13 protein-coding genes are annotated in these 13,241 nt (G+C 32.0%); 2 read left to right on the top strand and 11 right to left on the bottom strand.

Annotated elements, in window-relative coordinates; all coding sequences use genetic code 11:
• Positions 1-20 precede the first annotated feature (20 nt).
• The gene (locus LQ598_RS00710) at positions 21-1,097 is read right to left on the bottom strand and encodes a M42 family metallopeptidase (RefSeq protein ID WP_016912068.1); all 1,077 of its coding nucleotides are present in this window, start codon (positions 1,095-1,097) and stop codon (positions 21-23) included.
• Between the two features lie 79 nt (positions 1,098-1,176).
• Here LQ598_RS00710 and LQ598_RS00705 point away from each other — a divergent pair, with 79 nt between their 5' ends.
• Positions 1,177-1,491, top strand: a complete 315-nt coding sequence (locus tag LQ598_RS00705; RefSeq protein ID WP_016912067.1) for a hypothetical protein — start codon at positions 1,177-1,179, stop codon at positions 1,489-1,491.
• 45 nt (positions 1,492-1,536) lie between these two features.
• On the opposite strand, the gene LQ598_RS00700 is transcribed toward LQ598_RS00705, so the two are convergent.
• The 10 genes from LQ598_RS00700 to LQ598_RS00655 all read right to left on the bottom strand — a co-directional run bounded on the left by LQ598_RS00700 (position 1,537) and on the right by LQ598_RS00655 (position 11,860).
• Positions 1,537-2,733 (bottom strand): MalY/PatB family protein, encoded by a 1,197-nt coding sequence (locus LQ598_RS00700; RefSeq protein WP_103322713.1) that lies wholly within the window; start codon positions 2,731-2,733, stop codon positions 1,537-1,539.
• A complete protein-coding gene (locus LQ598_RS00695) occupies positions 2,723-3,565 on the bottom strand; it encodes a YtnP family quorum-quenching lactonase (RefSeq protein WP_107556992.1) in 843 nt (280 codons plus the stop codon). Before LQ598_RS00695 ends, LQ598_RS00700 begins: the two co-directional genes overlap by 11 nt.
• 181 nt (positions 3,566-3,746) lie before the next feature.
• Positions 3,747-4,628, bottom strand: coding sequence for a nuclease-related domain-containing protein (locus LQ598_RS00690; RefSeq protein ID WP_107559109.1), 882 nt, complete (start codon positions 4,626-4,628; stop codon positions 3,747-3,749).
• A gap of 102 nt (positions 4,629-4,730) precedes the next feature.
• A complete protein-coding gene (gene trmB / locus LQ598_RS00685) occupies positions 4,731-5,366 on the bottom strand; it encodes a tRNA (guanosine(46)-N7)-methyltransferase TrmB (RefSeq protein ID WP_016911985.1) in 636 nt (211 codons plus the stop codon).
• A 13-nt stretch (positions 5,367-5,379) separates the two neighbouring features.
• The gene (locus tag LQ598_RS00680; RefSeq protein WP_239745113.1) at positions 5,380-6,171 is read right to left on the bottom strand and encodes a phosphotransferase family protein; all 792 of its coding nucleotides are present in this window, start codon (positions 6,169-6,171) and stop codon (positions 5,380-5,382) included.
• 256 nt (positions 6,172-6,427) lie between these two features.
• The gene (gene dat, locus LQ598_RS00675) at positions 6,428-7,276 is read right to left on the bottom strand and encodes a D-amino-acid transaminase (protein WP_107556995.1); all 849 of its coding nucleotides are present in this window, start codon (positions 7,274-7,276) and stop codon (positions 6,428-6,430) included.
• A complete protein-coding gene (pepV, locus tag LQ598_RS00670; RefSeq protein ID WP_239745112.1) occupies positions 7,276-8,691 on the bottom strand; it encodes a dipeptidase PepV in 1,416 nt (471 codons plus the stop codon). Before pepV ends, dat begins: the two co-directional genes overlap by 1 nt.
• A gap of 334 nt (positions 8,692-9,025) precedes the next feature.
• A complete protein-coding gene (locus LQ598_RS00665) occupies positions 9,026-9,451 on the bottom strand; it encodes a YtxH domain-containing protein (RefSeq protein WP_016911981.1) in 426 nt (141 codons plus the stop codon).
• Between the two features lie 69 nt (positions 9,452-9,520).
• A complete protein-coding gene (locus tag LQ598_RS00660; RefSeq protein WP_026023226.1) occupies positions 9,521-10,222 on the bottom strand; it encodes a pseudouridine synthase in 702 nt (233 codons plus the stop codon).
• A gap of 3 nt (positions 10,223-10,225) precedes the next feature.
• Positions 10,226-11,860, bottom strand: a complete 1,635-nt coding sequence (locus tag LQ598_RS00655; RefSeq protein ID WP_016911979.1) for a putative polysaccharide biosynthesis protein — start codon at positions 11,858-11,860, stop codon at positions 10,226-10,228.
• A 122-nt stretch (positions 11,861-11,982) separates the two neighbouring features.
• Here LQ598_RS00655 and LQ598_RS00650 point away from each other — a divergent pair, with 122 nt between their 5' ends.
• Positions 11,983-13,239, top strand: coding sequence for a BaiN/RdsA family NAD(P)/FAD-dependent oxidoreductase (locus tag LQ598_RS00650; protein ID WP_103322719.1), 1,257 nt, complete (start codon positions 11,983-11,985; stop codon positions 13,237-13,239).
• Positions 13,240-13,241 lie beyond the last annotated feature (2 nt).

Here is a 13,241-nt window from a genome sequence, read left to right as displayed (position 1 = left end):
GTCAATTACTATAATCTGGATTAATTAAATTTCAAATATTCAATCTTTTCTGAACTTAAATCTAATACTAATTCTTCGAGCAATGTTTTTGCACTTAAGTAATCTCTTACATCATAAATAGCTTTACTTGTATGAATATACCTTGCACATACACCTATTACTGCTGTTGGAATACCTGTTAAAGATTTATGAATTTCTCCTCCATCTGTACCACCTGGTGATTGGAAATATTGATGTTCAATCTCTTTTTCTTCAACAGTATCAATTAAATAATCTCTCATTCTTTCTGAAAGAATCATCGTACGATCTAGTATTCTAATTAACACACCTTTACCTAAAGCTCCAGATAAACCGATATGACCTTTCATATCATTTGCAGGTGAACAATCTACTACTAAAGCTAAATCAGGTTGAATAAGGTTAACACTTGCTGAAGCACCTCTTAAACCAACTTCTTCTTGAACATTTGCGCCAACATATAAATCGACATCTAGTTCTTTATCCTTCAATTGTTCTAACAACTCTAAGCCGACGAGACATCCATATCTATTATCCCAAGCTTTAGCTAACACCCTATTTTCAGTTAATCTTTCAAAATCTGTACGTGGAACTATCGTATCACCAATTTTAATACCCATTTCTTTTAATTGGTCTAAACTCTCAGCTCCAACATCTAATAACATGTCAGCAATAGAAACGCCTGTTTCTTTACCTGTTCTAAAATGTTTAGGTATACTTCCAACTACTCCGTTATAGTAACGACCTTCTCGGGTTTTTAACTGTAAAGTTTGAGATAACCACACATCTGATGAAACGCCACCAAGTGCTGTAAATTTTAACATACCCTCTTTTGTCATTTCAGTAACCATAAACCCGATTTCATCCATATGTGCTGCTACTAATACTTTAGGTGCATTTTCTTTTTTAGATTTTTTAACACCATAAATACTCCCCATATTATCTCCAATGATTTCATCAACATATGGTGCCATTTTTTCTTTTAAGTATTCACGTACTTCATTTTCAAATCCAGGAACTGCGTGTAATTCAGTGAGTTCTTTCATTCTAGTAAGTGTTTCTTGTCTAATTTGTGTCATTATGAATCTCCTCATTTAAATATTTATCTATCATACTAGCTTTGTGTTAAACTAAATTTAAGAAAAAGGAGGCATGGTCATGCAAAATAATAAGTTACGCTTCGTCATATTAATCTTTTCTGTTTTTACAGGAATAAGTGTTCTTGCTAGTATCATCTACTTCAAACAGTTTAAACTTTATAATTGTGAAGAAATACTTAAACAAGTAAAAAAAGAATTTAACAATGTTGAAGCATCTTATATCTTACATATCCCAAAGACCTACCAAAAATTCGGTATTGAAACAAAAGTAGTACATGGTGGCATTTCTGTAAATAAAGATGACAAACTTGTACACTACGAATTCATTGCTGATGCTTTTAATGGCCAAGTCATTGATATTTACGAAATTTAATATCATTTAATGAAACATGATGTACTTAATTGTACATCATGTTTTTTATATTTCATCATTTTCTAAAGCATCAAACGATTTTTTAATAGCTTCTAATCCACTGATCAATTTATCTTCACTACAAGCTAAATTCATTCTAAAGTGATGACTCTCACCAAGTTCATATGAATTTCCAATACCGGTTGCTAATTTCCCTACCGATTGTAACGCTTTTTGAACGTCACTTTCGTTAAATCCACTTTTAGCAAAATCAATCCAAGCTAAATATGTAGATTCTGGTTTAATGAAGCTTAATTGGTCGGACATCTCATTCTTTATAAATTCCTCTAATAGCGTCATGTTTTTATCAATATGCTGATTTAATTGGTCTACCCAATCACTTGCTTGTGTATACGCTACTTTTACAGCCTCAACTGCAAGTGTATTAGCAGCAGCTAAACCATAGTAAGTTGCAAGCTTTCTATTGAATTGTAATGTGAAGTATCTATGCTTTGTCATCATAAAACTACTTGCTAAACTAGCTAAATTAAATGTTTTTCCTAACCCCGTTACAACTACTATCGGTGAATCTAATTTCATCTCATTTGCCATTGAGTAAAATCCTTTATCACTTCTTACAAAGTCCATATGGATTTCATCAGATACAATAAAGACATCGTGCTTTTCACAAACTTCTTTCATAAAGGCACATTCTTCTTTCGTCCATACTTTACCAGTAGGATTATGTGGATTACAGAGAACAAGTACTTTAACATCTTCTCGTGCTGCCACCTTTTCAAATTGTTCATGGTCCAATTCATATCCATTGTCTGTTGTTATTAATGGTGATTCGACTGCTACTCTTTTATTACCTTCAATCAAATTTAAAAATGCATTATATGCAGGTGTATGAATTAATACGCCTTCACCTTCTTTTGTAAATTCACGAATGACTTCAGTTACCGTAAACAAAATGCTTGGTACATAATAAATATCATTTTTCTGGACGTTCACAGAAAATCTCGTTTTGTACCAATGCTTAATTGCATTTAAGTATTCTTCTTGTTTCCATACTAAATAACCAAAATGCGCTTGATCTAATTTGTTTTTTAAATGATCGATAATAAAGTCAGGCGTTTTAATATCCATATCGGCAATCCAGAATGGCTCTAAATTTTCGTAGTCATATACTTTCCGTTGACCTTCATACGCTATTGTTGCAGTACCCCTTCTATCTATTACTTCATCAAAGTTATATTTCAATTAAATCATCCCTTCTAATGTCTTCTTTAATTCCCCTTGTTTGTTCATCAATACGGACAGCAAAATGATTTGCATCATGATAAAATACAAACCAATAATCTTCTTTAATATATTTTTGTAGAAGTCTTTCTTTAGCATCAATGGAATCCATTGGATAATCATCATAAGCTGTAACCCACAACGGATTTAAATGGGCTAATGTTGGCAAAATATCTGCCATATGAACAGCCTTCATACCGTTACTTTCCAATTCAATAACACTATGACCAGCACTATGTCCACCCGTATGACGCATAGTTATACCAGGAATAATTTCCATACTACCAACAAATGTTATAACTTGATGTTCAATGCCTTTATAATTTTCTTCCCAATATGTAGCTTTACTTCTAATGTTTGGTGACCTTAGTTCATTCCATTCAATTTGAGACGTATAAATCGTCGCATTTTTAAATACAGATTGACCATCAGGAGTAGTCAGACCACACGCATGATCAAAATGCATATGTGACATAATTACAATATCTATATCGTCTATGCCAATATCAAATTGTTTTAATGAATGTTCGATATCACTTTCATAAGTCGTACCATAGTTCCTTTTTTGCTTATCAGTTAACTTACCATTACCCATACCAGCATCAATAATAATATTGTGTCCTTCAGTTTGAACAAATATCGGATGTGTAACGAGAGGTATTTGATTAAGATCATTAGGTGGATACTTTTTCGACCACAAAGCTCTAGGTACAACACCAAACATCGCACCACCATCCATTTGAGTAATACCACCTTGTAATGGATACAATTTAAAATCACCTATATTCAACATAATTTTCCCCTCCAATCATTTAATTTTATTTTATCATTAATTGGTTTATCGAACATCTTTCAAGATTAGTAGCCTGGATATTTAATAAAGTTGTGAGGAGAAATATAATATGTGGGGTGCTATTTATCATGTGGACCCTGACTTGATAAATTCACCCCAAAAACATTAAAAAGTTCTATCATTACTCGTTACTTAAGTAATAAATTTTTGGCTTTTTATTATATGACTTAAAATATTTATCCAAAACTCTTCTAATAGTGAGGTTATTACTTACTCCACACCATTTCTGAGCATCGTCTAAAGTAAATGGTTCTTTTTTACATATATATAGTTCTTTTAAATTGTATAAATAAACGTATTGTCTATCTCCTCTATAGTGACAGCTTTGACAAATGATTGTCTTTTTATTGTCCTCAACTAACATGTGGTTTAACTTATTACAGCGAGGGCATTTTAGGCCTGGACGTAAATGTTTCAACGGTACTTTATTAATATTGTTATAGAACTTAGAAAAGTCTTTATTTTCTTTTTTAAATATATTTATAATTTCGGAATTTTCTTCTGAGTAGTCATCTTTAAACATGTATGCTAGTTTGTGTAATTCTGTTGGCAATAAAATATTAAAATTACTTGGTTTAGCTGTTTTTAATGTAAATTGTGGGTTTGTGAAAATGAGAAAAGATTTTAATGCTCGTTTAATATTATAGTGAGATATAATGTGGCTAATTTCGTAGTTTGCTCGCTGAATTTGTTGGAAAGGACTGTAAAACATATTACCGTAATCATTAAGTAGCTGTCCGTCTTGTATACTATAGTCTCCTGAATAGTGTTTGATCTCTAAATGGAAAATTGTTGTGTCAGTGACGACTAAAAAATCGATTTGTACTCTACTCTTTATATTCAAGTTTATATCATGAATAAAATTTTTTACTTCATGTTCTTCTAAAATCATCTTAAAATAATTTTCCCCTTCAAGACCTTTAATATAATTTTTCAATTCTCCATCAAGGTCTTCTTGGATAATTCGGTTTTGCAATGCTAATAAGTATTTATGACTGTTCATTATTCCACCTCCATCTTGAATAACATTATTATATTCAAGATTGGCAAAAGAATAAATAAAAATAAGAGGTTGGAACAAATTAATTGTCCCAACCTCTTATTTTTATTTAAAGCTTGCTTCCATTCGATTAATTCTAAATCCTTTGTTTGAGAATTTATCTTCATACTCTGTACGAATATTATCTTCTGGTTCTTCTTCATGTAAATTCAAGTTTATATAATCAAATGACATACCATACTGCGACATACTTTCTAAACTGTATTCAAACAATTTTTGATTATCAGTTTTAAAGTGTATTTGACCGTCTTTTTTCAAAATGTGCTGATATATTTCTAAAAAGGACGAGTGTGTTAATCTACGTTTTGCATGACGTGTTTTAGGCCATGGGTCAGAAAAGTTAAGATATATTCTTGAAACTTCATTTTCGACAAAATACTCAGTTAACAATTTTGCATCTTGATTGATTAATTTGAGATTGTCTAATTCCATTTCTTTAACTTTTTCTAAAACTCTGACCATAACATTTTTGTCTTTTTCAATTGCTACATAATTAATATTAGGATTTTGCTTGGCTGTTTCAGTGATAAACCTTCCCATACCAGTTCCAACTTCAATATGAATTGGCTGATCTTTATCAAACCATTCAGCCATTTTATATTGATGATTTTGATCTACATCTACTAAATTGGGATGATCTTTCAAAAAATCATCAGCCCAAGGTTTATTTCTCATTCTCATTCAAAGTAGCTCCTTATATAAATACATTTCTTGTCATCACTTCATTTAAGAAGTTTAACCAATCATTCATATCATTATATCGCTTTTTCTCTTCGTACCATTCTATCATCGCGATAGCTTGAATTAACGTGTACCATTTCATACGTTTTTTCAAATCATGAGTATCGTTAATTCCATATTTACATAACCAATCTGCCCAGTCATTTTCATCGACATAAGTATACAATATCATGCCGATATCAATAGCTGGATCTGCAATCATTGCACCTTCCCAATCGACTAGGAACAGTTCATCTTGGTCTGATAATAACCAATTGTTATGATTAACATCGCCATGTATAACAGTATAAAATCTGCTATCAAGTGTAGGCATATTATCTTCTAAATATAGCAATGCCTTTCTTACAGTTCTATTTGTTAAGACATGTCTAGATAAAGAACTATTGATTTTCTTAAATAATAGCTCTGGATGCATAGGTTTCATTTCCATGCGTTTAAGCATATTTAATAATTGTTTAGAAGAATGTATTTTTTTAAGAAGTTTGGCAACACGGTTAGAATTCATTTCATCTTGGACTAACTCTCTACCATTTTTCCAATGTTGTGCAGTTACAACTTCTCCTGTTTCGATCCTTTTAGTCCAGACTAATTTAGGTACGATACCTTCAGCAGATAACGCTGTTAAAAAAGGACTTGAATTACGTTTTAGGAAGAGCTTGCGGCCATCTTGTTCTGCCATATATGCTTCACCAGATGCTCCACCTGCTGAGTCTAACGTCCATCCTAATTGATAAAAATGTTCCAACCTATCCACCTCACTTTCAGAAAAAGAAAAAGACTCAAGAATATTACTTTTCAAGAGTCATATTTTAATCTTAAAAATTTCGTTTAATTTTTGTTATTTTAGTGCGCTTGTATTAAATTTTATTATCTTTTGGTTAAGATTTCAACCTCATAAATGAAAACTTTCGAGTATTTTGAACCTATTCATATATAATATGTCTAATAAATTCAGTATTCATGTGGTTTGGTTGAGATTTTAAATTTACACTAAAATATTTTTATGCTTCCGACTCTATATAATTATCAAATGATTTTTGTAATTGTTTCGTAATTTGACCTACTTTACCGTCACCGATTTTGTTATCGTTTACTTGAATAACAGGCATAACTTCAATAGATGTACTTGAAATAATCACTTCATCAGCATCATTTAGGAAATCTAATGTAAATGCTTCTTCAATAAATGGAATATTTAATGCTTCTGCTGATTTTTTAATAATACGTCTCGTAATACCATTTAATATTAAGTTGTTTGCAGGATGTGTATATATTTTGCCGCCTTTAACAGCATATACGTTGCTTGAGCTACCTTCTGTAACAGTTTGATCTCTATGCATGATTGCTTCGGCAGCACCATTTTGTGCCGCTTTTTCTTTAGCTAACACGTTACCTAGTAAATTCAAACTCTTTATATCGCATCTTAACCATCTAATATCATCTACAGTAATCGCTTTTACACCATTTTTTAATTCTTCATATGGTCTATCATAGCTTTTTGAAAAAGCAGAAAATACTGGTTTAGTGCTTGCATCAGGAAATGGATGATTACGAGGTGCAACACCACGTGTAACTTGGATGTATACCCCACCATTTACGACGTTATTCTTTGCCGCTAACGTTTTTGTTACTTCTGTTAATCCTTCAACAGAATAACCTTCTAAGTTTAAACCGATTTCTTTCGCACTTCTAAACAATCTTTCATAATGTTCTTTAGATGTGAATACTTTGCCGTCATAAATACGTATATATTCATATATACCATCACCAAAGTTATATCCTCTGTCAGAATAATTGATTTTTCCTTCTGATTCGTCAACAAATTCATCGTTTATAAAAATATATGTCATTACTCTTCACCCTTTACACAGACATTGTATATTGCTTCTAAATAAATTGCAGTTGCATTAAATAACTGTTTTTTTGTAATATATTCATTTTTTTGATGCATTAAATCTTCTGATTCTTTAAACATTGCACCAAAAGCGACACCTTTATCTAAATTTCGAGCGTATGTTCCGCCACCAATTGTGAATGGTCCGGATTGATCCCCAGTTTGCTCTCTATAAGCTGATAATAACTTCTCTATAAATGGATCGTTTTTATCAACGTAATGAGGTAATTGGTGTTTGTCCATTTCTATTTCAAAGCCTTTTTCAGTGACTTCTTCAGAGAAACGAGTTAAAGACTGATCAAAGTTAAAGCCCTCTGGATATCTTAAATTAACGCCAAATTGACCACCGTCTACATCTGTATAACTCATTATACCTGTATTAGTTGTTACTTCTCCCATTTCTTCAGTAGCAAATTTCATACCCATTTTTTCGCCTTTTGGAGAATCAACTAAATAGTCATTAGCAAATTTAACGTATGAACTCGCATATTTATCTAAATTTAATTCATTTAAGAATTGAATCAGTAATAAACCTGCATTGATTCCTAGCGTAGGATCCATACCATGAGCTGATTTACCGTGTACAATTAAAGTTAAGAACCCTTCATCAATTGAAGTTTCTCCTTCAATTTCATGCTCATTTAAAAATGATTCGAATTTTTGTACAACATTCGTCATTTGTTCTTTAATGAGTAATTTAGCTTGAGCAGTATCAGGAACCATATTAAATCTTTCTCCTGAGAAAAATGCTTTTAATTCTACTTCTGGTTCATCATTATCTTCAACATATCCTGATTGCAATATATTAAATGTTACGATACCTTTTTCTCCATGAATTAATGGGAATTCAGCATCCGGTGCAAAACCAACAGAAGGCATTTCTTCTGTTTCAAAATATCTGTCTGTACATTTCCAATCAGATTCTTCATCTGTACCTACAATGATATGTATCCTTTTCTTCCAATCAACTTTCATATCTTCCAGTATTTTAACTGCATAATACGCTGCTATTGTTGGCCCTTTATCGTCTAAAGTACCACGAGCTATTATTGTGTTTTCTGTTTCAACTGGTTCAAATGGATCAGTATCCCAACCTGCTCCAGCAGGTACAACATCAACATGGCAAAGTATACCTAATAATTCGTCACCTTTACCTGCTTCAATTCTCCCGACAATATTTTCGATATCTACATAAGAAAATCCATCTCTTTCACCTAGTTGATACATATAATTCAATGCTTCTTTTGGACCAGATCCAACTGGCGCGTCGTATGTACTTGCTGCATCATCTCTAACGCTTTCGATGCTTAAGAGCCCCTTTAAATCATTAATAATATCTTCTTCATATTCTTTAACTTTATTTCTCCACATCGAAAATCATCTCTTTCTTAAGTTGAATAGTTATCTATATAATACATGATATTTTTGTAAATATGAAATAGAAATACTGATAATTTTCTATTTTTTTGATTCAAAAGTTATTTCCTTTTACGTACGGCTATGGTCATTTATAACGAAATAATTTTATTAAAATTATTTCCCATAAGAAATTTGCCAACAAATCTACCAACACAACCTCTGTTGACTAAAATACGAGATGACAATATGATTGTTCAAAGCTTATAGATAAAAAAACTGTCAACAAAGTCGGTGACTTTGTTGACAGTCTATGACCGGAAAAACTATCGGTCTTTTCGTTATTCTATTATTTTTTTAAGTCTTCTTCTGTAACAACTCTTAAATTGTTATTAGCTGTTCCGCCTTCATCATCAAATTTAGCTTCTCTTTGATCGATTGGCTCTTGATCTTCTTTTTTAAGACGAGATTTAGCATTAGAAGCATATCCTTTAGGATTTTCTTTTGCTTTTTGTAATTCACTTTTAGCTTTTACTTTAGCTGATTCTTTGTAAGAAGTTGGGTCTTCTTTATATTTAGAATATTCGTCTTGTGCTTTCCCTTTTAAATCATTTGCTTTTTGTTTAGCGTTTTCTTTGTAATTCTCTGGGTCTTCTTTGTACTTACCGTATTCATCTTTTAATTTATCTCTATTATCTTTTTTAGATAATACGACTGCTGCTGCAGTTCCTCCTAATACAACTAACGTTCTAAATAATCCTGCTTTTTTAGCCATTTGTATCCACCTCTATTTAGTTAATATTAATTAATATACCCTTACAATATAGTTATAAACATTTTAACCTTATAAATTTAAAAGTTTGAAATCTTCTTCCATCAAATGTCTATATTCCCCTAATTCTAATTGCTCATCGAGTTCTAAACTTGCAATTTGTAGTCGTTTTAAATATGTGACTTCACAGTCTATTGAATGGAACATTCTTTTAACTTGATGGAACTTACCTTCATAAATTGTCACAATCGCTTTGGAACTTTCCCCACTCTCGATTATTTCCAATTCACTAGGTGAAGATGTGAAATCGCCTAAATCAATTCCTTTTTCAAATTTCTTTATTGCATCTTCGTTAATATGTCCATCAACTTCTGCATAGTATCTTTTAGGAACTCTATGCTTTGGACTCATAAGCTGATGAGAGAACTTGCCATCATTCGTTAACAACAGTAATCCCTCAGTATCTTTATCTAATCGACCTACAGGGAACAAATCTAAGTGCATATATTCAGGAACAATATCGATCACTGTTTCATGCTCGTCATCTTCTGTAGCTGATACATACCCTGCTGGTTTATTCATCATTAAGTAAACAACTGGCTCATATTCAATAGGAATATCATCAAATGTTATAATATCTTCTTCAGGATTAATATGCATTTCAGGTTTTTTAGCGATTACATCATTTACTTTTACTAAGTTTTTCTTAAGGAATTTTTTCACTTCTTTACGTGTACCAATTCCTGAATTTGCTAAAAATTTATCTAATCTCATCATTTACACCCACTTAATTTTACGTCTAATTTTAGAAGTGACTTCGCCTAAAAATTCATCTGCTAGTCGAGCGCGCATTGTTAAAAATCCATATACAACTACACCGACACAACCTCCGACAATAAGTACAATTAACGCACCTAATTTAGTTGTTGGGTCAATAAATAGTGATACGATAAAATAACTTAATTCTACTAAGAGAACCATTATAATCGTATAGAAAGTAATTCTTAACGTGTGATAAATTGTAATGTTAAATTTAAAGTCTGCATATTTCCAAAGTACTAAACAGTTTAAAATCACTGCAATGAGTAATGCAATTGCAGTACCTAACACCGCACCTAAAGTATGGAACATCATAATTAATGGTAAATTAATTACAGCTTTTACAATTAAAGATACGATTACAATCCATACTGTTAAAGCTTGTTTATCGATTCCTTGTAACATTGAAGCTGTTACAGATAATAAGGCGATTAAAATACTGACTGGTGCATACCAAAATAGAATTTCAGTTCCCATTGGGCTATAACTATAAAACACGTTATATAAAGGTTGTGCAAGTACCATAATGCCCAATGAAGCAGGTACAGTTAAATAAAGTAATACGCCTAAAGATTTCCTTATTTGATGATGCATAGCATCGATTCTACCCGAGTTGTAAGTGTTTGTTATAAAAGGAACTAAACTAACCGCAAAACCAGCTGCTAATGAAGTTGGAATCATAACAATTTTATTTGTAGTCATACTCAACATCGTGAAGTATATATCGTGCAATTCACTATTCACACCTGCCATAGCTAATCCAGTATTATGCGTAAATTGATCAATTAAATTAATAATTGGGAAACATAAACTGACAATAACAAACGGTATACTATATTTAATAATTTCTTTATAAATTTTGAAATACGAAACATCAATATCACTCGTATCTTGTTCAACTTCAGCTTTAATGAAATGTCTTCTTTTAACCCAAAAATATAGTAATGTTAATAGGGCTATTATGGCACCTATTCCTGCTGCGAATGTCGCAACTTGGTTAGCCATTAGGACTGAACCGTCCATCACATATAATACGATGTAACTACCGCCCAAAATAAAAGCAATACGTGCAACTTGTTCAGTAACTTCTGAAACTGCTGTTGGACCCATTGAATTGAAACCTTGGAAAATACCTCTCCATGTTGCTAACAAAGGAATGAATAATACTACGAAACTGATTGTTCTAATAACAGTCGTAATATCATCTATTTGCCAACCGCCTTCTATTCCACCTTTATTTGCTAATGTTAATTGAGCAATTGTAGGTGATAAGAAGTATAGAAGTAGAAATCCGATAATACCTGAAATGGACATAACAATAAAACTTGATTGATACAGTTTCCTACTTACTTTATATGCACCGAGCGCATTATATTTAGATACATATTTTGCTGCTGCTAAAGGTACGCCAGCAGTTGCGATTGTTATCATGATTGTGTATGGTTGATAAGCATATGTAAATGGTGCAAGATTTTTTTCGTCGCCAATAATCGCGTAGAAAGGTATTAAATAAAGTATACCTATGACTTTCGTTATTAAAATACTAGCTGTAAGAAGGAAGGTTCCTCTTACGAGCGCTTTACTTTCTGACATAATTTCATCCCTATCTAATTTACTTTTAAATTTAATAATAACAGGTTTATTTCTATTCTACTACTTTTTTAAAGACACATTATTCGTTAAAATATTATTACATCGACTTATGGAGGTAACTTATGTATCATACAATAATAATTGGCGCTGGACCTAGTGGTTTAATGGCTGCTTATAGTGCAAGTGCTCAAGGGAACAGCGTTTTATTAATCGAAAAGAAAAAAGGACTAGGTCGTAAACTTCGTATTTCAGGTGGCGGTAGATGTAATGTTACAAACCGTTTACCTTATGAAGAAATTATAAAAAACATTCCCGGAAATGGAAAGTTTCTATATAGCCCTTTCTCAACTTTTGACAATGAGTCTATCATACAATTTTTTGAGTCTCGTGAAGTAAAGTTAAAAGAAGAGGATCATGGTCGTATGTTTCCCGTATCTAACCGTGCACAAGACGTTGTCGAAGCGCTTGTGAATGCCATTAAAGAAAATGGTGTAGAAATACGTCAAGAAACTACCGTATCATCAATAGAAAGTGAAAATCAACAAATTACAGGTGTGACATTACAAGACGGAACGTTTATCCCCTCACGCACTGTCATTATTGCATCAGGTGGATGTAGCGTACCACACACAGGTTCTACAGGTGATGGTTATAAATTCGCAGAACATATTGGACATTCAATAACTGATCTTTTCCCAACAGAAGTCCCTATAAAATCTAGTGAACCCTTCATTAAAAACAAAACATTACAAGGACTAAGCCTGCAAAATATAGGACTTTCTGTTTTAAAGAAAAATGGCAAACCTAGAATCACACATCACATGGATATGTTGTTTACACACTTTGGTGTTTCAGGGCCAGCAGCTTTGAGATGTAGTCAATTTATTTACAAAGAACAACAATCACAAAAGAAAAATGAAATACAGATGTCTATCGATGCTTTTCCAGAAATAAGTGCACACGAGTTAGAGCAACAAATCGTCAAAAAATTAAAAGATGAGCCTAATAAAGCAATAAAAAATGCTTTAAAAGGTCTCGTTCAAGAAAGATATTTACACTTTATATTAGAACAGTCTGAAGTAGACATAGATGTGACATATCATCATTTATCACAGCAAGCCATCAAAACGTTTGTACAAAATCTTAAAGCATTTACATTTACTGTTAACGGAACTTTACCTATTGATAAAGCATTTGTAACAGGTGGTGGCGTAAATATTAAAGAAATAGAACCTCATACGATGCAATCTAAAATATGTTCTGGGTTGTTTTTCTCTGGAGAAGTTTTAGATATTCATGGGTATACAGGTGGATATAATATAACGAGCGCATTAGTCACGGGTTATGTAGCAGGATATAATGCTTCAATATATGAATAACA

It is taken from the genome of Mammaliicoccus sp. F-M27, from assembly GCF_022387115.1.
Lineage (GTDB): Bacteria > Bacillota > Bacilli > Staphylococcales > Staphylococcaceae > Mammaliicoccus > Mammaliicoccus vitulinus.
Note: the sequence above shows the minus strand (reverse complement) of the source record. Positions and strands in the feature narration are given on the sequence as shown.

Bases quoted from the DNA above. Each gene is read 5' to 3' on its own strand.
- LQ598_RS00710 (WP_016912068.1), bottom strand. From the start codon at position 1,097: ATGACACAAATTAGACAAGAAACACTTACTAGAATGAAAGAACTCACT.
- LQ598_RS00705 (WP_016912067.1), top strand. From the start codon at position 1,177: ATGCAAAATAATAAGTTACGCTTCGTCATATTAATCTTTTCTGTTTTT.
- LQ598_RS00695 (WP_107556992.1), bottom strand. From the start codon at position 3,565: ATGTTGAATATAGGTGATTTTAAATTGTATCCATTACAAGGTGGTATT.
- LQ598_RS00690 (WP_107559109.1), bottom strand. From the start codon at position 4,628: ATGAACAGTCATAAATACTTATTAGCATTGCAAAACCGAATTATCCAA.
- trmB (WP_016911985.1), bottom strand. From the start codon at position 5,366: ATGAGAATGAGAAATAAACCTTGGGCTGATGATTTTTTGAAAGATCAT.
- dat (WP_107556995.1), bottom strand. From the start codon at position 7,276: ATGACATATATTTTTATAAACGATGAATTTGTTGACGAATCAGAAGGA.
- pepV (WP_239745112.1), bottom strand. From the start codon at position 8,691: ATGTGGAGAAATAAAGTTAAAGAATATGAAGAAGATATTATTAATGAT.
- LQ598_RS00665 (WP_016911981.1), bottom strand. From the start codon at position 9,451: ATGGCTAAAAAAGCAGGATTATTTAGAACGTTAGTTGTATTAGGAGGA.
- LQ598_RS00660 (WP_026023226.1), bottom strand. From the start codon at position 10,222: ATGAGATTAGATAAATTTTTAGCAAATTCAGGAATTGGTACACGTAAA.
- LQ598_RS00655 (WP_016911979.1), bottom strand. From the start codon at position 11,860: ATGTCAGAAAGTAAAGCGCTCGTAAGAGGAACCTTCCTTCTTACAGCT.
- LQ598_RS00650 (WP_103322719.1), top strand. From the start codon at position 11,983: ATGTATCATACAATAATAATTGGCGCTGGACCTAGTGGTTTAATGGCT.